The sequence below is a fragment of the Bacillus sp. FSL E2-0195 genome (assembly GCF_038003645.1).
Taxonomy (GTDB): domain Bacteria; phylum Bacillota; class Bacilli; order Bacillales; family Bacillaceae_G; genus Bacillus_A; species Bacillus_A mycoides.
In genome coordinates this window covers 3,903,202-3,923,866 of the sequence record NZ_JBBOPN010000001.1, presented here as the reverse complement: position 1 = coordinate 3,923,866, position 20,665 = coordinate 3,903,202, and the positions used below count along the sequence as shown (strand labels likewise).

Sequence of the window (20,665 nt, the reverse complement as noted above, 5' to 3'; positions counted from 1 at the left end):
TAGTATAGGAAAAAAGAGCTATATCCCTTACAATACATGGAGAGGGAGAATATGATAAGTTTTGCAAGATAGAATAAATAAATGACAGTTTATGACTTCTCCTATGACTTGCAACGGGTGCAAGATAAAATATATGAAAATGGCAGAGAAGTGAAAGGAGGGGATTTTTATGACAGTTACAATTAAAGATGTGGCGAAGAAGGCGAACGTAGCACCATCAACTGTTTCTCGTGTAATTGCTGATAATCCAAGTATAAGTGAAAAGACAAAGCGCCGTGTTCGAAAAGTAATGAGTGAATTAGGGTATCATCCAAATTTAAATGCAAGAAACCTTGCGAACCAAACGACGAAGACACTTGGTCTTGTTATGCCGAGTTCTGCAAGTAAAGCTTTTCAAAATCCATTTTTCCCAGAAGTTATAAGAGGAATTAGTTCATTTGCACATGTGGAAGGGTATGCGCTTTATATGTCGACTGGTGAAACGGAAGATGAAATTTTTAATGGTGTTGTAAAAATGGTACAAGGGCGTCAAATCGGTGGTATTATTCTTTTATATTCAAGAGAGAACGATCGGATTATTCAATACTTGCATGACCAAAACTTCCCGTTTGTTTTAATTGGAAAACCATATGATCGAAAAGATGAAATTACATATGTAGATAATGACAATTATACAGCTGCAAGAGAAGTAGCGGAATATTTGATTTCATTAGGCCATAAACAAATCGCATTCATCGGCGGGGGATCAGATTTACTTGTAACGAGAGATCGTTTGGCGGGGATGAGTGATGCTTTGAAACTAGCAGATATTCTATTGCCGAAAGAGTATATTTTACACTTTGATTTTTCAAGAGAGAGTGGTCAACAGGCTGTTGAGGAATTAATGGGACTAAAGCAACCACCGACGGCAATTATGGCAACGGATGATTTAATTGGACTTGGCGTGTTAAGTGCGCTTTCTAAAAAAGGATTTGTTGTACCGAAAGATGTTTCGATTGTAAGCTTTAACAATGCTTTATTATCAGAAATTGCTAGTCCACCACTTTCGACAGTTGATGTGAATATTTATCAATTAGGGTATGAAGCGGCAAAAGCTTTAGTTGATAAGGTGGAGCATTCTGAATCTACTTCAAAATGCATTATTATTCCGCATAAATTATTGAAGCGTCAAACTTGTGATCATTATGCAACAAAAAGCTAAGAGTTTAACTCTTAGCTTTTTTCTTTAGAAAGGCTTCTAAACGGTCACAGCCTTCTTTTAAAGTTTCAATACTGTAAGCATAGGAAAGGCGAAGGTAGCCTTCACCGTATTCGGAAAATGCGGTTCCAGGAACAACGGCTAGCCCAGCCTCTTTTACAAGATCAAGTGCAAAATCAAATGATGAAGATGTTAAATGTCCAACATATGGGAATAAATAAAATGCACCTGTTGGCTTCTCAACCGTTAAACCCATTTGAATGAGTCTATTATATACGTAATCACAGCGTTTTTTGTATTGATAGCGCATCATCTTCGGAGCATCTTTAGCAGCTGTTAAAGCTTCGATTGCAGCATACTGAGCGATTGAAGTAGCGCATGTAACATTGTATTGATGAACTTTTAATATGTGTTTTGCTAAATATTCTGGAGCAAATAAAAGTCCGATACGCCAGCCGGTCATAGAATGTGATTTTGATAAGCCGTTAATGACAATCGTCTTATCACGCATTTCTGGGAAATGAGCGATAGATGTGTGTTTTTCTTCATATACAAGTTCACTATAAATTTCATCAGAAAGAACGAAAATATTTTTATCTTTTAAGACAGATACAATATCTTCTAATTCTTCTTTTGATAAGGTAACACCAGTTGGATTAGAAGGATACGGTAAAACGACGCATCTTGTTCGTTCTGTAATTGCATGTTGCAATGCTTCAGCTGTTAAACGAAATCCAGTTTCGCGAACATCTATAAAAATAGGAGTTGCACCACATAGTCGAATAATCGGCTCGTAACCAGGGTAAATAGGAGCAGGTAAAATTACTTCCGTTCCTGGTTCTAAAATAGTTCGGAATGCAACATCGATCGCTTCACTAGCACCGATTGTAACAATGGTTTCGTTTTCAGGTGAATAATGTAAATTGTAGTTGTCCTTTACAAAGTTACAAGCTGCCTTGCGTAATTCTAGTAAACCAGCGTTATGTGTATAGCTTGTATAATTTTCTGTAATGGCCCGTTTAGCTGCTTCTTTTACTAGAGAAGGTGTAGGGAAATCGGGTTGCCCAATTGTTAAAGAGATAAGATTATCATAGTTTTGAATCATATTAGAGAACTGACGGATTCCAGAAATTTGGATGTCCTTCACTCTAGGATTAATGAATTGTTCCATTGTATCTCCCTTTCTTCCGTTTGAAAATTAAGTTCATTTTATCATATTTTCAACTATTACGCTTTGTTTATAAAATTTCCCCCGCTATTTGTGAAAGATAAGAATCGTATCTTAAAATTCAGTGGAAGTAAGAAATTATGTGAGGGTTCAAATGTCTATAAGAGTATAAGCTGTGTGAGTTAATTAAAGTTTCACTTAAGCATAAACACAAAAAAAGCCGCTGCAAGCGACTTTTTAATAACCGTATTCCCAATCTATTTCATCTTCGTTCCAAAGTACGGAAGATACTTTGCCAAGATGGACAACGGATTCATTTACAGCACATGTACAGTCTTCGTCCCCTGCTTTATGTTGCAATTCTTCGTATACTGATTTTTCAACGTTTTCTAGCACAACCAAATTTTCTTCTTTTAAAACAAGCGTAGTACCCGCCATATTTATCTTCCTCCTACTAAAGTAATGATCACTTATTTGTAAACATAGATAGTATGGATTATATGCTGTATTTTGCGATAGTTGTCCGTCTAGTGAAGTGTTTTTTATTTTCTTTGTAATCCGTATTCATTGTATACTGCACGAAGGAAATTTGGTACAGGGTTTACAATCATTTCGGAAATTTGTAACATTTATTATTAGTTGTTAACAAATAATTAACAAAGATGTTAAGAAAAATCAAAATTTTGAAACAAATAGACTTATAAAATGATATAATCATATCAAAATACATATAGGGGATGAGAGGCTATGGAGCTGATTCGTGATTTAATGATCCAAATTGCCATCATTATTTTACCACTATTTTTATATGAAGCGATTCGTTTAAATCGTTATCAAGGAATGCTTCCGAAGCCTAATCGCTACTTTATTATGTTTTTATCTAGCGTTACACTCGTTCTCTCCATGACATACTCTATTTGTTTTGGTACCGTTTGCGGATACAATTTTCATCCAGTCCCAATTGTTAGTGGTTTTTTATATGGTGGGATTGTTGGGCTCATCCCTGCCATTATTTATGTTGCATATGAATGGATTTTTAAGGGGCTTAGTTGGTTGCCTATGGTAGAAGTTATATTTCTTTCGATAATTCCATTATTTTTGTCAAAGAAATGGTCTCTTTTTTCAAGAGATAAGAAGCTAATATTAGCTTTTATGATTGCATCATTTTATGTTCTTGTTTCATTAGTAGTCGGGATGTTGAATGTCCTTTTAGAAACAGGTTTTACACCGTACATATCTAATCTATATAGTGGGTATATATTTGCATCACTTATTATGGTTATGACAATGGTATTTCAAGTGTATTTGACTGAGTATTTAAACGAAAATGCATTATTGCGTACAGAAATGCAAAAATCAGAAAAACTTAATATTGTAAGTGAGTTAGCTGCAAGTGTTGCACATGAAGTTCGAAACCCTCTCACTGTTGTACGAGGGTTTATTCAATTGCTAGAGAGTACGGAAGACGTAAAAAACAAAGATTATATGCGTCTCGTATTAGCTGAACTGGATCGTGCTGAACAGATTATTTCAGATTATTTAAATTTAGCAAGGCCTCAAATTGAAAAAAAAGAACATATTTGTTTATCAGCACAATTAATTGAAATGACAACTCTTATGTCATCATTTGCAGCGATGCAGGGCGTTTATTTGCAAGTTGAGATTTCTGAGAGCCTTTATACTATCGGCGATAAGACGAAATTGAAGCAAGCTATTATGAATGTTGTTAAAAACGGTATTGAAGCAATTCAAGGAAACAAAGGGTATTTAAAAGTAACAGCTATTCAAAAAGATGAATTGATAATAATAAGAGTTAAAGATAGTGGTGTTGGAATGACAAAAGAACAGTTAGTAAGGCTTGGACAACCGTATTATTCTTTAAAAGAAAAAGGAACAGGATTAGGCCTTATGGTAACATTTAGTATTTTACAAGCGCATAATGGCACATTGGAATATAAAAGTGAAAGCGGAAAAGGAACTGAAGCTATTATTATATTGCCAGCTGTACGATATAAGGAATAAAAGTTACCGATAGAAGGTAACTTTTTATTTTATCGTGCATTAGAAAAAGATACAAAATTTCATTCATTTATTTTTTCTTGTTTTGTTCGAACGAATAAACTTTTAAATGATTGAAAGAAGCTTTGCTCTTTTGAGGCGGCGACTAATCTTTTTGTTTCTTGAATTTCGCGAATAACTTGCATAAGTTGTGTATCACGGTTGCTATCTTTATTGTAAATTTGATTGACAAGTTTATTCATTTTTTCTTCTTGTTTGGATTCTCGCTTATACATATGATTCATTAATAAGTCCATCTTTTCTTTTTGGAGTGCATCTGTTTGAGCGGCGTGAACAACTAGATCTTGTAACATTTTTTCTTGTGAGCCTTCTTTTACATAAACTTGTTGCATTAGTTCATCTAATTTCTCGTCTTTTAAACGATTTTGTGTAATGAGAGTAGAGTTTTGATGAATAATTGCTTCATTTAATTGAGCAAGCATTTCAAGTTTTAGCATGAACTCCTCAAAGTTACGCCCATCTTCTTTTGGTTGCACTTCTTGCTTATCTTGAATAACAGGTACAGGTGGGGCCTCTTTTTCTTTTAAAATAATAGGTATTGTTTCTGAAATGTCCTCTTGTAATGTAGCAGCTCTTTCATGTATAGATTTCAATAGTTTTAAATCATCCAATTTATAAATACGAGCATCAGCTGTTTTTGAAATGATATAACCGTGTTCCTCTAAGAGTTGGCTATATTTTCGGACTATATGTTTTGGGATACCTGTTTTATTTGTAACATCTTTCGTTTTATAAATAGCTTCCATGATAGTTCCTCCCCAAAAAGTATCGTATATATCATTTCAACCTTTTATGTGGACTTCCTTTGAAAAAGAATGTCGGAAGGTTATTAGTTTTCTACAGCATTAGTGAAAAGATGAAGAAAAATGAATGTTTTTGGCGGAATGGAGAGGAAGAGCTAAAATAATGTCTGAAAACATACATAGAAGAAGTTTGTTATAATAACTGAGGAAAAGAAATTGGTAGGAACACGGAGGTACACATGAAGCAATTTAAAGGTATTATCATTTCAATTATTGCAATTCTTTCTCTTTTGGTAGCGGTATATGAAGTACTTGTGCCAGAGGAGACAAGTACTAAAAAAACAACTACGTATGATCAAATTCTAGAGTTCCCGAAAGAACGATATCCAGAGACCGGGAAACATATAACGGATGCTATAAAAGAAGGACATTCGGAAATGTGTACAATTGATCGTAATGGTGCAGCGGATAGAAGGAAATTATCGTTAGCGCCATATCCGACGAAGAAAGGTTATGATCGTGATGAATGGCCGATGGCGATGTGTAAGGAAGGCGGAAAAGGAGCTCATATTGAATATATAAGTCCAGCAGATAACCGCGGTGCAGGTTCTTGGGTAGGGAATAAGCTAGACAAATATCCAGATGGTACGCGTGTGAAATTTGAAGTGAAATAGTAATTGGCATACATTTCATAGTGGAGAGAGGGATAGTTATGGAATTAACAATTTCATATTCGCAATTAATGATAATGAACTATGATGGTCAGCAGCCTTATGTAGATTGGGCTCCTGAAGATTTTGAAAGAGGCTATGCTGAGGTGGATGGAGCTATTATTTTTGAAGCAATCTCTGACTATACTTGTGAAGTGGAAGTTACTTGTGGAAATCATATTGAGAAAGAAGAAGTGGTTAGAACGATATCAGTTCCTTTCACAGTGAAGAATGAAGAAGTATATATAACAAGTATTCTTTCTAATAAATATCATATTCCTATTCCGAACGGGGAATATATGATAGTCTTGCAGGCAACTCCTCTTGAAGAGCCATCAGACGATGAATTGTATAAAGTACAATACGACTTCTATTTTGAGAGTGTAGAATAAAAAAACGTGTTATCCTTTTTGAAGGATAACACGTTTTTTATTATGCGTTTGTTTTTAGGAGAGAACGAGCGTCTTTTGCTGCCTGAACCATGTGCTCTAAAGCAGGTATAACTTCCTCAGTTCTTCGTGTTTTTAAACCACAGTCTGGATTAATCCAGAAATATTTAGGGTCACATACTTGTAAAGATTGTTCTACGATTGTGAACATTTCATCTTTACTTGGGACACGTGGGCTATGAATATCATATACCCCTAGACCAATTCCTTTTTCATATGTTGTATGCTTTAATGTATTAATAAATTCTCCATGACTTCTTGATGTTTCGATAGAAATAACATCTGCGTCTAACGCTCGAATTGCATCTACAATATCTTCGAAGTTACTATAACACATATGAGTATGAATTTGTGTTTCATTTTCTACAGAAGATGTTGCTAAAAGGAATGATTGAACTGCCCATGTAATGTATGCATCCCAATCTTTTTCTTTTAACGGCATACCTTCACGAAGTGCAGGTTCATCGACTTGGATTACTCTAATTCCGGAAGATTCAAGTAACTCAATTTCATGACGAAGTGCTAATGCAATTTGATATGAAACTTCTTTTCTTGAAATATCATTTCGAACGAATGACCAATTTAAAATAGTGACAGGTCCAGTTAGCATACCTTTTACTACTTTCTCTGTTAAGCTTTGTGCATATACAGTTTCTTTAATAGTCATTCCACTTATAAAGGCAACATCACCATAAATAACAGGTGGTTTTACGCAACGAGAACCGTATGATTGTACCCATCCGTTTTTAGTAAAGGAGAAACCAGCAAGTCTTTCTCCAAAATATTCCACCATGTCAGTTCTTTCGAATTCACCATGTACTAGTACATCAAGACCAATATCTTCTTGGTAACGAATCCACTTTGCAGTTTCTTTTTCAATGAATTGATTATATTGTTCATTTGTAATATCGCCGTTACGCCACTGTTTACGTGTTTGACGAACTTCAGATGTTTGCGGGAAGCTACCAATAGTTGTTGTTGGTAACAACGGTAATTGTAAAGCTACTTGCTGTAGTTCATATCGTTTTTCAAATGGAAGAGGACGTGAGAAATCATCTTCTTTAAGTGATGTACGTGCCACTTTTACATCTTCACGATTACGTGCAGCTGATGAGCGGATTGCATGATGTGCATTACGATATGTTGTTAAATCGCTACTGATGCTTTCTACACCTTTAGTAAGAGCAGAATGGATAAGGACTAGTTCTTCTAATTTTTGATTAGCAAATGCAAGTGCATCAAATAATTCACTTGTTAAGTGCGTTTCTTCCGTTTTATCAATTGGAGTATGCAATAAGCTACAAGAAGGTTGAACAATTAAACCTTTTGCTGTGATTTGATTTTGTAATGTTGTAAATAAAGAAAGTACATCATCAAGATCAGCTCTCCAAATGTTACGGCCATCTATACAACCGATAGCTAAAATTTTATCAGCTGGGAATCCGTATTTTGAAATAGCATTTACATTACCTTCTTTGCCATGAACAAAGTCTAATCCAATACCAGAAACAGGGAATGCAATAATTTCTTCATAGTTCTCTTCTACACTGTCAAAATATGTTTGTAGAAGAAGATTAGCATTTGGAACCTCTTTATGAATAGCTTCGTAAAGTTCTTTCGCTTGATTAATTTCATCTTTTGTTAAAGAGGCGAAGATTGGTTCGTCAACTTGAATAATTTGTGCTCCAGCTGCGTGTAATTCAGAGAGTAATTGTACATAAGGTGCAACTAGCTCTTTTAAAATAGTGGCAAATTGCTCTTCGTTATAACCTTTTGCTAGTTTTAGGAATGTATAAGGGCCTAAAATAACTGGTTTTCCATCAACGCCTAACTCTTTTTTCGCTTCTTCATATAAACGAAGAGGACGATTGTCTTTTAAAGAGATTTGTAATCCTTCTTCATATTCAGGAACAATGTAATGATAGTTTGTGTTAAACCATTTTGTCATTTCAGAAGCAACGTGATCTTTAGAGCCGCGTGCCATTGCAAAATATACATCAAGGTAAGAGGTAAACTCTGAAAAACGTGACGGGATGAATCCTAACATGTAGGCCGTATCCAGAACGTGGTCATAATATGTAAAATCGCCAACTGGAATTAATTCAATTCCCTTTTCTTGCTGTACTTTGACGTGTTGAAGGCGAATTTCTTTCATTGTCGTTAAAAATTGTTCTTCATCAATTTTATTGGACCAAAAAGCTTCCAATGTTTTTTTCCACTCTCGTTGTAGTCCGATACGTGGATAACCTAAGTTACTTGTTTGAATTGCCATTTTAAATTCCTCCCTAATTGAAAGTAAGCATTTCCGTTTACTCGGAAATACCTATAACAAAAAGCATAAAGGCATAGAAAAATAAGCCTTCCTTTTTGTTCTTAACACCTCATCATCATCCGTGAGTCTATCAGTGTTGTTAAAATAGGCAGGTATCCTGACTTATGCTTCATATAATTTCTTTCACCTTCCCGTTTTCACAGTGGCACAAAAAAGAAATCTCAGCATTTACAGTGGCGGGACCGTGTTGGAGTTTCACCAAACTTCCCTTTTAAACACGAAGTGAAATATTCGTGTACCTATTTTCCTTTTGAAAGGAATTTAACAAGCGATATGATATTGAAACAAATTCTAACACAATTTTCGGAATTTTGTCCACTGTTTTAAAATAAGAAAATTCTAAAGTTTTTTATTTCTTTTTATTCGGAAAATTAAGTTTTTTCAATGTTTATTTATTATTAAAATGAGGGTGTTTTGAGTTGCGAGGAATAATTATAGTGTTAAGTTTTTCTAGAAGAGGAGGCACCTCTTTTAGAAAAACTTAATCATTATCTACACCTATTTCTGAAAGACGACCTGCAGTTGCATCTTGTAAGAGCGTGTTTAGCCAACGTAATTCAACATTAATATGCTCAATGACGCTTTGTAAAATATATAGTTGAGCACGAGGAACTAGTTGTTTATTATGATCGTATATCGTTTGCATTGTATGTAAATAGAGCATTGTATCATCTCTCTTTTTTTTCAAAATAGGAACTAGAGCTTGTTCGTCGCTAAAGTGAGCGAAAGAGAGCGCTGAATAAATAGGTTTATATATTTGGTTTTTCGCTTCAAATTGTTTTAATAATAAGGTGTGGAAAAGGGCTTTTCCTTCCTCTGTTATATGGAAGATTGTTTTATCTGGTCTATTCGTATCTCTAACAATATTGGTAATGCTAATCGCACCTTGTTTTTCTAATTGCTCGAAGGCGTAGTATAGCGATCCCTTGGCATATTTAATATAACAATCCATTTGTCTTTCTTTCATTATGTGCTGCACTTCATAGGGATGTTTATCTCCTTCGAGTAACAAGCCGAGAATGACTAACTTCATGCTCATGCTGTCTCAACTCCTGTATATAGAAACTTTATATATATTATAAACGGTATATCCTCTTTCATAAAGGGATATACCGTTTCGTTTTTCTATATTAGCTTACTTGTTTTTGTTTTTGCTTTGTTTTTGGTCCTGTTAAAAGACGTTCATTTCCCATAAGTAAAATACAAATTATACTTAGCGTAGCTGGGATAAGTGCCCAGAAAAATGTATTAGCAATAGATGTTGCAAGAGCCTCTTTAATTCCGCTCATTACTTCAGGAGGTAGCTTTTCAGTAGCATTTGGTGATAATAAAAAGCTTGTGTCTCCACCTTTAGGAGCCATTTTTTCTAGTTCAGGAGGGAAGACTGCTTTTAATTTATCAGTGAAAACATGATTTTGAATCGTACCGAAAATCGTGACGCCAAGGGTCATTCCAAGTGAACGGAAGAATGAGTTCGTGGATGTAGCAGAACCGCGATCTCTCATTTCTAATTTGTGGATAGATGCCATACTTAAAACTGAGAAGGAGAATCCAACTCCAAGTCCAGCAAGCACCATAAACATTGTTACGAGTGTACGAGGTGTTTCCATAGTTAAAGTACTTAGTAAATAAATACCAAGAACGAAGAAAACTCCAGATACTGTCATGATGTTACGATAACTTGTTCGTGAAGCTAATTGTCCACCAGTTTGACTTCCGATTACAGATCCTACCATCATAGGTGTCAAAATTAACCCAGCATTTGAGGCTGAACCACCGAGAACACCTTGAACGAAGATTGGAATATAAACTGTACAGATGATAAAAGCTGCGCCATAGAAAAAGGCAACACCTTGGCTAGCTGCAAATAAAGGTTTTTTAAATAAATGGAAAGAAATAATAGGCTCGGTTGCGTTTCTTTCTACGAAGAAGAAAATAATAAGCAGAATAACAACAGTTGAAAATAAACCAATAATCACATTAGAGTCCCATGCATATTCTTTACCACCAAGTTCTAAAGCAAACATTAAGCAAACGATACTAATGACAAGCGTAATAGCACCAGCCCAGTCAATTTTTTGTTTTCGATATTCTAGAGACTCGCTATAGTATTTAGTAATGAAGAAGAAGGAAATAAGTCCTAACGGAATATTAATATAGAAGACCCAGTGCCAACTTATATAATCTGTAATGTAAGCACCTAATAAAGGTCCGAAAACACTAGATGTTCCGAAAACAGCACCAAATAGTCCGGTCATTTTTCCTCGTTTTTCAGGCGGGAATATATCATACATAATTGTAAATGCGATAGGCATAAGAGCGCCGCCACCAATTCCTTGAATGGCTCTATAAATACTTAGTTGTTCAATACTTGATGCTGTCCCGCAAAGTGCAGAACCAAATAAGAAGAGAATTAATCCGCCAATAAAAAAGCGTTTCCGTCCGTACATATCAGACAGCTTACCGAAAATAGGCATTCCGGCCATTGTTGCTACCATGTAGGCGGATGTGACCCAAACGAATTTGTCGAACCCTCCTAAGTCTCCGACAATCGTTGCCATCGCAGTTGCGACGATTGTGTTATCCATTGCTGCCATTAGAATACCAAGTAGTAAACCAGCAACAACAAATTTTGTTTTACTTGAATCGTTTTTTGATAGTTGTGCTTCCAAAAGTAGCCCTCCTTTAATAAAAATTAAACTAACTTAAGTTTTTTAGTGCAATGCATAAAAAAACTTTATGTACAGTTTGTATAGTTCCTCTTCATTTTATAAAAAATTGCACTGACATGATATAAAGGATGGAAATCATAAATTATATTATAGTCAAATTTGACTAAAAGGCAAATGTTTTCTACCGCCAAATTATTTTATCCCGCTTTAACTGCCCGTTAAAGCCCGATTGGTAAAAGCTAATAATCAGTGGGGGATGGACAAAACCCCCACTGATTAAAGTTTCACTTTATTATATTGACCAAAAGAGAGTAAGAATTTATTTTGTTATGTAGTCAAGGAAGGAAATTGTAAAAAAATATTTAATAAAGTATAACCTGTGTCAACCTATTAAAAATGGTTTTTTCTTTATATTGTCGAATAGGATAAAAGGAAAAGAAAAATTTAATATGATTTGTAACAAGCTAAATATTTTTTCTAAGTGTAGTTCATTGCATCGAGAGGCAGAATACAGTTGTATAGATGATATATCTGGAATGAGGTGAATATATTATGAAAATATGGAAACGAATTTCGGATCAAGGAAGGTATTCTATACCGTTACAGCCGGTTTTGTGGATTGATGGTTCTAAAAAGGACACGGAAGCATCCGATGTAGCAGTCACATTGCAAATCCGTAGTATGTATAAAGAAAAATTTTCGTATGAGATGATCTATGATGTTAATGACATACTAATTATTCGACTTGAAGTTGAAAATAAAGGCGTTGAAATGATTTCGCGAGTAGTTGTAAGTCATATGATTCGTGATTATTTCGCGTATATCCCAAACTCTTTAAAAGCAGATAAGGGAATAAGTGAGTTTTTATTTCAGCTTGTAAGGTGGCGAATCGATAATTTATCACCGAATGAAAAGGTAGAATTAATTTGTCAAATAAAAGCAAATAAAGATAAAGCTCCTCCCAATGCATTATTTCAGGCTACATATACATTTCAATATAAAGGTGTATCATATGGACCGCTACAAACAAATGAAGTGGTTGTCAGAAAATGATAAGAAGGAACCTGTGCGAAAGGTTCCTTCTTTAATGAAGATTGTGCTTCTTGAGTAATTTCTTTTGTTCCACTCCCTTTTTTCCAATATAGTTATTTTTGTATCCAAAATATAGAATGAATAGAAATGAAATAACATTTACTATAGCGTCAATTTGATCGTTTGTAATGAAGTTTATTCCGAAAGAGTTAAATAGTAATTTTAATGATAACAAAAAGCCAGCTAGTAAGCGCATAATATCTAATAGATTTTCTTTTTGAGGCATATAGGTCACTCCTTCCTAAAAACGATATATAGTATATATATGAAATAAAATAGAAAAGGTATACAAGCTTAAGTAGAAATGTACATTAAATATGTACATTTTTTATTTTATAGAAAAACATTATTGTTATAGAAACATATATTGGTATAAAAGGGGGAGAGTATGAAACATAAAGGGAAAATTAGTGGGTTATTACTTGGGAACACAGTTGCGGTTACAGAATGGATTGCACTTCAGGATGTAATTGCTAAGCTAGATTCGAGATCATTTTTAACCGTCTTTATTATTTATATATTGCAAATGATACTAAGCTATTATTTTGGACATTGGTACGATAAAAGAACGAATACGCGTGTAAATATTGAAGTAGGAGGAATGACGAATAACGATTTTGTCGTTGATTTTTTTGGAAAAGTAGCTGCTTTATCAGAAAGAGATTCTCGTAATATTACAGTGTATATTCTTTCCGTAAAAGAATGGGATGTATTAAAAGACACAGTGCAAGAAAAAAAGTTAGATGAGCTAGTCCAAAGAGTAGAACGTACAATTGTAAAGACAGTTCGAAAAGGCGATGTAGTTACGAGGTGGGATGAAAATAAATATGTTATCGTAGCTGTTGATAATGGCTATGAAAAGTCAACAATAACAAGTAGATTAATCAAAAATATTCAAAATGAAATAGCGAATGATTTATTAAGTGTCACACTATTATTTGGGGCTGCAAGTTATCCTATAGAAGGGAAAACTTTTGAAGATTTGTTTAGAAAGGCACAAAATCAATTGTATAATTATAGAAACTTGCAAAGTCATGAATGAAACTTTGATTTAAAGAAGTATGAAATAAAGATTTTTTGTAACATTTTTTTGTCTTTTGTTACAAGAAAACTTTTTTTTGTAACAAAAGTCTTTAAAAATATATGAAATCAGCATATAATTGTGTGTGGATGTGTCAATGCATTTTGCACAATGTTTTCATTTTAAAAGTGTAGAGGAAAACATGCTCTACACTTTTCCTTTTTAAGAAATTAAAAGAATCTTTGTAAGAGTTGCGAGGTCCCCTTTGCACTATGTAAAATGGACAAAGAGGTTATTTGATAGAAAGTGAGAAAGGGAATGATAGACGTGAGAGGTCAACGATCATCTTTTATCAGGTGAAACATTATAGTGTTTCTTGCAGTAGGTAAGATTAAGGAAAATACCTTTATGTTTTAAGACATTACATAATTTTAAGTACGAAAATTGTACAAGCAGTATAAATAATTATTGATGATCTTCGTAAAAAGATGCGAGCGTGAAATAGCTAACGAAGTTACATGTTTTTCATGGGATTTTTGGCACGATGGTCGTTTATTAATAGGGGGAAAAGATGTTGAAATATAATAAATTAGCAATTGTAACTGCATTATCAATGACTTTACTAGCTGGTTGTTTTGGCCCAAAACCAGAAGAGGAGCTATATGTTGCATTTGAAAATGCTGCCAAGCAAGAAAAAACAATGTTTGAAGATGCGAAAAAATTAGAGTCATTAGAGAAAGAGGGGCAAGTATTATATAATCAAATTGTCCAAGAAGGAAAAGATAATAATCAGGCTGTTAAGGATAAGCTTGATCAAGCGGTGAAAAATACAGCTGAACGAGAAAAAGTTCTTATTAAAGAAAAAGAGGCGTTAAATAAAGCGCAAGAAGAAGTGAAGTCAGCTGATAAGCATGTGAAGAAAATTGAAGATAATAAATTAAAAGAACAGGCTGATAAAGTAAAGAGTACTTATGAGAAACGACATGATTCATTCCAAAAGATGTACGATAGCTATAATAAATCTTTAAAGCAAGAAAAAGAATTATATACAATGCTACAAGATAAAGGTACAAAATTAAAAGATATTAGCGAGAAAGTAAAGGTAGTAAACCAAGCATATAAAGATATTGAGACAGAAAAAGATAAGTTTAATGAATATACGAAATCATATAATACAGAAAAAGTTGCATTCTATAAACAAGCTAATATTAAAATTAAGGAAGATAAAAAATAAAACAGTTTGGCCTAATATTAGGCCAAACTGTTTTATTTTTTTGTATAGGTACGGCTATACCATGGAACTGGTTCGCTTAATTTTTTTTCCTGTTTTAATGCTTCAGGACCAATATAATCTTGAAGTGTTTTTTTTGCTATTGTTAAAGATAAGGTTGTTTTCGGATTTCGATAGGAGGATTCAAGGTGACCAAGATGCGGTAGGGTGCGAAAATCATCTTTCGTAGGAGGGATATGGAAAAAATAATCACCTAAACGTATAAGAACATCGGATTGTTGTTGACTAAAACGTGGATTTCTAGAAAAATGTAATCCTTCTTTGATAGCCTTTTTTTCAGTAATTAAGCGTTCTAAAGCAGTCTTTTTTAACCAATATAAGTACTTAGGGTTAGTTGCAGCTTTAGCATGACGATTCACAACGAAAATAGATTGAGCTAGTCTATTAATAGAATGTTGATTATGCAATGGAGATTGTGGTTGTGAAGGTTTCATATTGACTCTCCTTTCAATTTTTCCTTATTATAGCATAAATAAAATGGGTTTTTATTATATGCAAAAAGTAATTGTATATATTTTCAATATTAAAGCAATATTGTTACAAAAAACAACTATTTTGTATAATAGTGATAGAATATGTTTCAGAAATTTGATAATGAAAGAGTGAGAAGTTTGAAAGAAATATTAAAATTACAATATGCCATTATAGATATTGGATCTAATACAATGCGTTTAGTTATTTATGAAAAGCAAAATGGAGGTTTTTATAAAGAAATTGAAAATACGAAAGTGGTTGCTCGGTTAAGAAATTATTTAATCGATGGTGTTTTGAATGAAGAAGGTAAAGAAGTATTGTTACAAACATTATTTCAATTTCAAGAAAGTACAATATTCCATCAGTTGCATCATGTACTTTGTGTTGCAACGGCAACAATTAGACAGGCTGAGAATCAAGAGGAGATTAAAAAACTTGTTGAAGGACAAACAGACTTTACTCTTAGAGTATTATCAGAATATGAGGAAGCACGTTACGGCTATTTAGCAGTTATGAATTCTACTTCGTTTTCGGAAGGAATAACAGTAGATATTGGTGGCGGAAGTACGGAAGTTACATATATTAAAAATAGAGAGATTTTAGAGTACCATAGTTTTCCTTTTGGTGCGCTTTCTTTAAAACATCTATTTATTAAAGGTGATATTCCTACTAAAGATGAATTAGAGGAAATTCGAGAGTATTTAGAGTGTCAATTTCGAACGTTACCATGGTTAATTGATAAGAAATTGCCTCTTATTGCAATTGGTGGTAGTGCGAGAAACTTAGCGAAAATCCACCAAAATTTAACAAACTATCCTATAGCGGGAGTACATTTATACAAAATGAAAGAAGAAGATATTGAAAATGTAAAAGGTGCATTGGAAAAACAATCGTTTATCGAACTTCAGAAAATGGAAGGATTGGCAAAAGATCGAGCTGATACAATTATTCCAGCGGTTGAAGTATTTCATAAACTTGTAAATATTACAGAAGCAACGGCATTTGTATTAAGCAAAAAAGGATTAAGAGAAGGTGTTTTCTATGAAGAGTTGACGAAAGATTTAGGGATTTCATATTATCCGAATGTAGTTGAAGAAAGCTTACATTTGTTATCACACGAATATGAAATGGATATGGAATTTGTCATTCAACTTATTAAACATGGAAGATTGATTTGTAAACAACTCGAAGAAATGGGACTGATTTCTGTTTCAATAAAAGACTGGGAAGCATTCCATCAAGCAGCGAAAGTATTTAATATTGGAAAATATATAGACGAAGAAGCGAGTCGTTTACACACGTTTTATTTATTGGCAAATAAAACAATTGACGGCATGATGCATAAAGATCGAGTGAGGTTAGCACTTATTGCATCTTATAAATCAAAAATGCTATTTAAACAACATTTATCTCCATTTGAAGGTTGGTTTGATAAAAGCGAACAAAAAAAAATCCGCCTATTAGGCGCTGTTTTACAATTTTCAGCTGCTTTAAATGTAAGACAAAGATCGCTTGTTGATACGATATCCATAACAGAAAATAAAGAAGGATTAACGTTTAGAATTTTATGTGAGCAATCGGCATTAGCAGAAAAAGTACAAGCTGAAAAACAAAAAAAGCAGCTAGAAAGAGTATTGAAAACAAATATTCACTTATCATTCGAATCAAAACGTTAAGTTGTACGGATGTCTTTACAGAAAATTAACACTTTGGAATATTGTAATTTGATAAAATGAAAGTAACTAAATTATAGTGAAAAAGTTTCAAAGGGAAGTGTGAAGAGAATGGAATTGCTAAAGGGGAATTTAGTAAATTTAAATGATACAGCGTATTATAATAATCGTGAATTAAGCTGGCTAGCATTTAATGAACGTGTATTACAAGAAGCGCAAGATGAAAATAATCCACTATTAGAAAGACTAAAGTTTATTAGTATTTTTAGTTCGAATTTAGATGAATTTTTTATGGTGCGCGTAGCAGGTTTGAAAGATCAAGTAAGTGCGGGATTTAATCAGCCAGAAAATAAAGCAGGTTTAACACCAAAGAAACAGTTAAATAAGATTGCGATAAAATCGCATGAGTTAATGACTGTGCAGTATGAAACGTTTAAAAATTATGTATTGCCAGCGCTTGAACTAGAGGGGATTGAGCGTTTAACATTCCATGATTTGACGAAAGAGCAAAGGGAATTTATCGAGGAGTATTTTGATGAACAAATATTTCCGGTTTTAACCCCTGTATCTATTGATGCGTATCGTCCATTTCCAATGTTATTAAATAAAAGTTTGAATTTAGCTACTATTTTATATGATGAGCAACAGGCTGAGGAAGAAAATCGTACGAAGTTAGGAATTGTACAAGTGCCTTCATTACTGGAGCGTTTCATATTTTTACCGAGTGAAGGGCAAAAACATAAATTTATTTTATTAGAAGATGTAATTAGTGGTTTTACTCATAAACTATTCACAGGATATAACGTATCACCTGTTACTCGTTTCCGTATTACACGTAATGCGGATTTAACGATCCATGAAGAAGGTGCACGCGATTTATTAAAAGTAATTGAAAAAGAATTGAAAAAGCGTAAGTGGGGAGCTGCCGTTCGTTTAGAAGTTGGTAAAGAACACATTGATGAAAGAGTGTTAGCGTTATTGTATGATGTGTTAGAAGTAAAAGATGAAGATGTGTACATGATGGATGGACCGTTAGATTTAACATGTTTATTCTCCTTATATAAAAAATTAGCGCCTTTATATGAACATCTAGTATATCCGGCTCTTATTCCTCAACCTCCTCAAGATTTAGGTGATGAGGAAGATGTATTTGAAAAAGCGATAGAACATGATATTTTATTACACCATCCCTTTGAGTCGTTTCAGCCAGTCGTTGATTTTGTCCGTGATGCGGCAGATGACTCGAATGTACTTGCGATCAAACAAACATTATATCGTGTAAGTGGAGATTCTCCAATAATTCAGGCGCTGAAGGTAGCAGCTGAAAAAGGAAAACAAGTGACGGTATTGGTTGAGTTAAAGGCAAGGTTTGATGAAGAGAATAATGTTCATTGGGCTAAAGAATTGGAACAGGCCGGATGTCACGTTATTTACGGAGTAAGTCACTTGAAAACGCATAGTAAAATTACGTTAGTTGTAAGAAGAAGAAACGGAAAAATTGAAAGGTTTGTACATCTTGGAACCGGAAATTATAATGATGCAACAGCGAAGTTGTATACCGATTTTGGATATATTACATCGCGAAAAGACTTTGGTGTAGATGCAACAAATTTCTTTAATTATTTGAGTGGTTATACAAAAAAACCGCATTTTCATCATTTATCTGTTGCCCCGTTTGATATAAGAGAGCAGTTTATGGAGTTAATAGATGAGGAAATCCGTTATCATAGACAATATGGAAATGGATATATTATCGCTAAAATGAATTCGTTAACAGATAAACCATTAATAAAAAAAATGTATGAAGCATCACAAGCTGGGGTAAGGGTAGAGCTCATCGTTAGAGGGACATGTTGTTTAAGACCTGGGATTCCGAATGTAAGTGAAAATATTCGTGTAGTTAGTGTTGTTGGAAGATATTTAGAACATAGTCGTATTTATTATTTCCATCATAATGGAGATGAAAAAATATATTTATCTTCAGCTGATTTGATGACGCGAAATATGGAAAAACGAGTAGAAATATCCTTCCCAATTTTAGATATTGAAATGAAAGCGAGAATAAAGGCAATTTTACAGCTGGTTTTAGCTGATAATGTGAAAACACGTGAACAAAATAAAGATGGTGACTATTATTATATAATTAATAGTAGTATAGAAGAAATTGATAGCCAAGTGAATTTATTTAAGATGGCGTATCAAAATACAGACGCTGAATAGTGTGAAAAAAGTAAAAACCTCTTATTGAATTTAAGAGGTTTTTACTTTTTTTCTCTACTCATATATTCTCAAAATGGAAGGATGAGTAGAGAGAATAGTTTTTATTATAGGCGTGTGATGAGTTGGTTCGTTGAGAGAAAAACATTAGAAGAATGGTTGGTTTAAATTAATAATAGTATGGTTGTTGACAAGGCCCTCCGTAACAAGGAAAAGGTGCTGGTGGTGGGAAAGGCGGTGGATAAGGCGGATAAAACGGTCTAGGCCCGAAAGCTAATGCTCCACCGAGCAATCCTCCAGCAATTCCAGCTAGAAATGGAACACCGAAAAATGGAAAGAAGCGTGAGTCGCCTGCTGGGCCAAAAGGTGCTGAACGAACTGGGATCGGTTGATAATATGGATACATGAACAAACCTCCTTTACTGGACTCATTTTTATCATATGGTGGACCAAGCGTGGATGAGCGCGTACAAGGAAGGATATGTAAGGAAATAGGCGAATTGTTACGAATGTTGTAGGATGAAGAGTGTAATTTCAGGTTTTGACATAAAGCGGAATGGGACACGTGTTCTTCCAATACCTCGATTGACATAGAGAGTCAAACCTTGAATGTTATAGAAACCTTCAATATATTCTTTTGCAAGCGACGGGGTAATAATAGCACCTAAAAAAGGAATTTGTACTTGTCCGCCATGGCTATGACCAGAAAGTTGAAGATTGATTGGATATGTAGCGATTTGTGGCGCGATATCTGGTTCGTGAACGAGAACAATTGTATAAATATTTTGTTTTGCATGTTGTAAAGTTTCCGCTATTTTTGGTTTACCCAGTAGCATATCATCGAGTCCGAAAATAGAAATTTCACTATTATCCAGTAAACGAATTCGCTTTTCGCTATTTTGCAAAAGTTCAAATCCAGATTCGCGCATGATGTGATCATAGTATTCAGTTCCATATCCGCCATGGTCGTGGTTACCATAAATAGAAAATTTACCGAAGGGTGCCTGTATATTCTTTAAAATGGATGCAACAAAAGAAGCCTCGGTATATGTTTGGTAATCATCAATGAGGTCACCAGTAAAAAGGACAATATCTGGCTTTTCAGCATTAATCTTGGAAACGATTTGAGATAAATGTTGGAGAGAGAAATAGTATCCTAGATGTAAATCGCTAAATTGAAGGATCTTCATACCATGAAAACCTTTTGGTATGAGCGGTGATTTAAGTGTGTGTTGCGTAAAAGAAAGCAAATAGGGCTCTATATATTTAGCATAATAATAGCCGATGCTTGCGGTTATAAATGAATATAGACAAGTGCGTATTCCAGATTTTAAAAAATTTCTTCTTGTAATTTTCTTCATATACAGGTTACTCGAACCTCCCTTCAGTTTTTTAAAAATATATTTTAAATACTAAAAAAGTAGTATAGATTACGAAAAAAATGAACGAAAAGAAACCTCTTTACGTTAAAATATCAGAAAAATTGAAAAATATAAAGATTTCTATCAAATAAAGTGATAAAATGAATATGTATTCATTTTTTGGA

Annotated in this window: 19 protein-coding genes and 1 riboswitch; of the genes, 9 read left to right on the top strand and 10 right to left on the bottom strand. The window is 33.8% G+C overall.

Annotated features, from left to right (window positions below; translation table 11 throughout):
- Nucleotides 1-169: 169 nt before the first annotated feature.
- Entirely contained in the window at nucleotides 170-1,201 is a 1,032-nt protein-coding gene (gene malR / locus MHH59_RS20070) for a maltose operon transcriptional repressor MalR (RefSeq protein WP_002014809.1), read from the top strand.
- Nucleotides 1,202-1,205: 4 nt separating this feature from the next.
- Here the strand turns inward: malR and MHH59_RS20065 are convergent, their stop codons facing one another.
- Nucleotides 1,206-2,369 (bottom strand): aminotransferase A, encoded by a 1,164-nt coding sequence (locus MHH59_RS20065; RefSeq protein WP_002128899.1) that lies wholly within the window; start codon nucleotides 2,367-2,369, stop codon nucleotides 1,206-1,208.
- A 234-nt stretch (nucleotides 2,370-2,603) separates the two neighbouring features.
- Nucleotides 2,604-2,804, bottom strand: coding sequence for a hypothetical protein (locus tag MHH59_RS20060; protein ID WP_000929276.1), 201 nt, complete (start codon nucleotides 2,802-2,804; stop codon nucleotides 2,604-2,606).
- A 309-nt stretch (nucleotides 2,805-3,113) separates the two neighbouring features.
- On the opposite strand from MHH59_RS20060, the gene MHH59_RS20055 reads away from it, so the two are divergent.
- Nucleotides 3,114-4,388, top strand: coding sequence for a sensor histidine kinase (locus MHH59_RS20055; RefSeq protein ID WP_002014814.1), 1,275 nt, complete (start codon nucleotides 3,114-3,116; stop codon nucleotides 4,386-4,388).
- 59 nt (nucleotides 4,389-4,447) lie between these two features.
- On the opposite strand, the gene MHH59_RS20050 is transcribed toward MHH59_RS20055, so the two are convergent.
- Nucleotides 4,448-5,191 (bottom strand): DUF3967 domain-containing protein, encoded by a 744-nt coding sequence (locus MHH59_RS20050; protein ID WP_002014816.1) that lies wholly within the window; start codon nucleotides 5,189-5,191, stop codon nucleotides 4,448-4,450.
- Between the two features lie 236 nt (nucleotides 5,192-5,427).
- Here MHH59_RS20050 and nucA point away from each other — a divergent pair, with 236 nt between their 5' ends.
- The gene (gene nucA / locus MHH59_RS20045) at nucleotides 5,428-5,862 is read left to right on the top strand and encodes a DNA-entry nuclease (protein ID WP_002014817.1); all 435 of its coding nucleotides are present in this window, start codon (nucleotides 5,428-5,430) and stop codon (nucleotides 5,860-5,862) included.
- A gap of 38 nt (nucleotides 5,863-5,900) precedes the next feature.
- The gene (comJ, locus tag MHH59_RS20040; RefSeq protein WP_078177790.1) at nucleotides 5,901-6,290 is read left to right on the top strand and encodes a competence protein ComJ; all 390 of its coding nucleotides are present in this window, start codon (nucleotides 5,901-5,903) and stop codon (nucleotides 6,288-6,290) included.
- Between the two features lie 40 nt (nucleotides 6,291-6,330).
- Here comJ and metE read toward each other — a convergent pair whose 3' ends face one another.
- The 3 genes from metE to MHH59_RS20025 all read right to left on the bottom strand — a co-directional run bounded on the left by metE (nucleotide 6,331) and on the right by MHH59_RS20025 (nucleotide 11,351).
- Complete coding sequence (metE, locus tag MHH59_RS20035; protein ID WP_078177791.1) at nucleotides 6,331-8,619, bottom strand: 5-methyltetrahydropteroyltriglutamate--homocysteine S-methyltransferase; 2,289 nt, start codon at nucleotides 8,617-8,619, stop codon at nucleotides 6,331-6,333.
- 130 nt (nucleotides 8,620-8,749) lie between these two features.
- Nucleotides 8,750-8,937: riboswitch (cobalamin riboswitch) on the bottom strand.
- A gap of 223 nt (nucleotides 8,938-9,160) precedes the next feature.
- Nucleotides 9,161-9,718 carry a PadR family transcriptional regulator gene (locus MHH59_RS20030; RefSeq protein WP_002128898.1) on the bottom strand — a complete coding sequence of 186 codons (558 nt, stop codon included), beginning with the start codon at nucleotides 9,716-9,718 and terminating at the stop codon, nucleotides 9,161-9,163.
- A gap of 91 nt (nucleotides 9,719-9,809) precedes the next feature.
- Nucleotides 9,810-11,351 (bottom strand): MDR family MFS transporter, encoded by a 1,542-nt coding sequence (locus MHH59_RS20025; protein WP_340852178.1) that lies wholly within the window; start codon nucleotides 11,349-11,351, stop codon nucleotides 9,810-9,812.
- Between the two features lie 552 nt (nucleotides 11,352-11,903).
- Between MHH59_RS20025 and MHH59_RS20020 the strand changes: the two genes are divergently transcribed.
- A complete protein-coding gene (locus MHH59_RS20020; RefSeq protein ID WP_078177792.1) occupies nucleotides 11,904-12,404 on the top strand; it encodes a hypothetical protein in 501 nt (166 codons plus the stop codon).
- Between the two features lie 31 nt (nucleotides 12,405-12,435).
- Here the strand turns inward: MHH59_RS20020 and MHH59_RS20015 are convergent, their stop codons facing one another.
- Nucleotides 12,436-12,669 (bottom strand): phage holin, encoded by a 234-nt coding sequence (locus MHH59_RS20015; RefSeq protein ID WP_002014824.1) that lies wholly within the window; start codon nucleotides 12,667-12,669, stop codon nucleotides 12,436-12,438.
- Nucleotides 12,670-12,831: 162 nt separating this feature from the next.
- On the opposite strand from MHH59_RS20015, the gene MHH59_RS20010 reads away from it, so the two are divergent.
- Entirely contained in the window at nucleotides 12,832-13,485 is a 654-nt protein-coding gene (locus MHH59_RS20010) for a diguanylate cyclase domain-containing protein (protein ID WP_002033822.1), read from the top strand.
- A gap of 550 nt (nucleotides 13,486-14,035) precedes the next feature.
- Nucleotides 14,036-14,698, top strand: a complete 663-nt coding sequence (locus MHH59_RS20005) for a YkyA family protein (RefSeq protein ID WP_002014826.1) — start codon at nucleotides 14,036-14,038, stop codon at nucleotides 14,696-14,698.
- 32 nt (nucleotides 14,699-14,730) lie between these two features.
- Here the strand turns inward: MHH59_RS20005 and MHH59_RS20000 are convergent, their stop codons facing one another.
- Nucleotides 14,731-15,189 (bottom strand): YkyB family protein, encoded by a 459-nt coding sequence (locus MHH59_RS20000; protein WP_002014827.1) that lies wholly within the window; start codon nucleotides 15,187-15,189, stop codon nucleotides 14,731-14,733.
- A 141-nt stretch (nucleotides 15,190-15,330) separates the two neighbouring features.
- Between MHH59_RS20000 and MHH59_RS19995 the strand changes: the two genes are divergently transcribed.
- Both MHH59_RS19995 and MHH59_RS19990 read left to right on the top strand, forming a co-directional pair.
- A complete protein-coding gene (locus tag MHH59_RS19995) occupies nucleotides 15,331-16,905 on the top strand; it encodes a Ppx/GppA family phosphatase (protein ID WP_328016827.1) in 1,575 nt (524 codons plus the stop codon).
- Between the two features lie 108 nt (nucleotides 16,906-17,013).
- Entirely contained in the window at nucleotides 17,014-19,122 is a 2,109-nt protein-coding gene (locus MHH59_RS19990; protein WP_002014829.1) for a polyphosphate kinase, read from the top strand.
- A 166-nt stretch (nucleotides 19,123-19,288) separates the two neighbouring features.
- Here MHH59_RS19990 and MHH59_RS19985 read toward each other — a convergent pair whose 3' ends face one another.
- Complete coding sequence (locus tag MHH59_RS19985) at nucleotides 19,289-19,525, bottom strand: hypothetical protein (RefSeq protein WP_002014830.1); 237 nt, start codon at nucleotides 19,523-19,525, stop codon at nucleotides 19,289-19,291.
- A gap of 97 nt (nucleotides 19,526-19,622) precedes the next feature.
- A complete protein-coding gene (locus MHH59_RS19980) occupies nucleotides 19,623-20,480 on the bottom strand; it encodes a metallophosphoesterase (protein WP_002014831.1) in 858 nt (285 codons plus the stop codon).
- Between the last annotated feature and the right edge of the window lie 185 nt (nucleotides 20,481-20,665).

Excerpts from the sequence above, each read along its gene's own strand:
- MHH59_RS20000 (WP_002014827.1), bottom strand. The coding sequence starts at position 15,189 with ATGAAACCTTCACAACCACAATCTCCATTGCATAATCAACATTCTATT.
- MHH59_RS20015 (WP_002014824.1), bottom strand. The coding sequence starts at position 12,669 with ATGCCTCAAAAAGAAAATCTATTAGATATTATGCGCTTACTAGCTGGC.
- MHH59_RS19985 (WP_002014830.1), bottom strand. The coding sequence starts at position 19,525 with ATGTATCCATATTATCAACCGATCCCAGTTCGTTCAGCACCTTTTGGC.
- comJ (WP_078177790.1), top strand. The coding sequence starts at position 5,901 with ATGGAATTAACAATTTCATATTCGCAATTAATGATAATGAACTATGAT.
- MHH59_RS20060 (WP_000929276.1), bottom strand. The coding sequence starts at position 2,804 with ATGGCGGGTACTACGCTTGTTTTAAAAGAAGAAAATTTGGTTGTGCTA.
- malR (WP_002014809.1), top strand. The coding sequence starts at position 170 with ATGACAGTTACAATTAAAGATGTGGCGAAGAAGGCGAACGTAGCACCA.
- MHH59_RS20030 (WP_002128898.1), bottom strand. The coding sequence starts at position 9,718 with ATGAGCATGAAGTTAGTCATTCTCGGCTTGTTACTCGAAGGAGATAAA.
- MHH59_RS20050 (WP_002014816.1), bottom strand. The coding sequence starts at position 5,191 with ATGGAAGCTATTTATAAAACGAAAGATGTTACAAATAAAACAGGTATC.
- MHH59_RS20005 (WP_002014826.1), top strand. The coding sequence starts at position 14,036 with ATGTTGAAATATAATAAATTAGCAATTGTAACTGCATTATCAATGACT.
- MHH59_RS19980 (WP_002014831.1), bottom strand. The coding sequence starts at position 20,480 with ATGAAGAAAATTACAAGAAGAAATTTTTTAAAATCTGGAATACGCACT.
- MHH59_RS20020 (WP_078177792.1), top strand. The coding sequence starts at position 11,904 with ATGAAAATATGGAAACGAATTTCGGATCAAGGAAGGTATTCTATACCG.
- MHH59_RS20065 (WP_002128899.1), bottom strand. The coding sequence starts at position 2,369 with ATGGAACAATTCATTAATCCTAGAGTGAAGGACATCCAAATTTCTGGA.
- metE (WP_078177791.1), bottom strand. The coding sequence starts at position 8,619 with ATGGCAATTCAAACAAGTAACTTAGGTTATCCACGTATCGGACTACAA.
- MHH59_RS19995 (WP_328016827.1), top strand. The coding sequence starts at position 15,331 with ATGTTTCAGAAATTTGATAATGAAAGAGTGAGAAGTTTGAAAGAAATA.
- MHH59_RS19990 (WP_002014829.1), top strand. The coding sequence starts at position 17,014 with ATGGAATTGCTAAAGGGGAATTTAGTAAATTTAAATGATACAGCGTAT.
- MHH59_RS20055 (WP_002014814.1), top strand. The coding sequence starts at position 3,114 with ATGGAGCTGATTCGTGATTTAATGATCCAAATTGCCATCATTATTTTA.
- MHH59_RS20010 (WP_002033822.1), top strand. The coding sequence starts at position 12,832 with ATGAAACATAAAGGGAAAATTAGTGGGTTATTACTTGGGAACACAGTT.
- nucA (WP_002014817.1), top strand. The coding sequence starts at position 5,428 with ATGAAGCAATTTAAAGGTATTATCATTTCAATTATTGCAATTCTTTCT.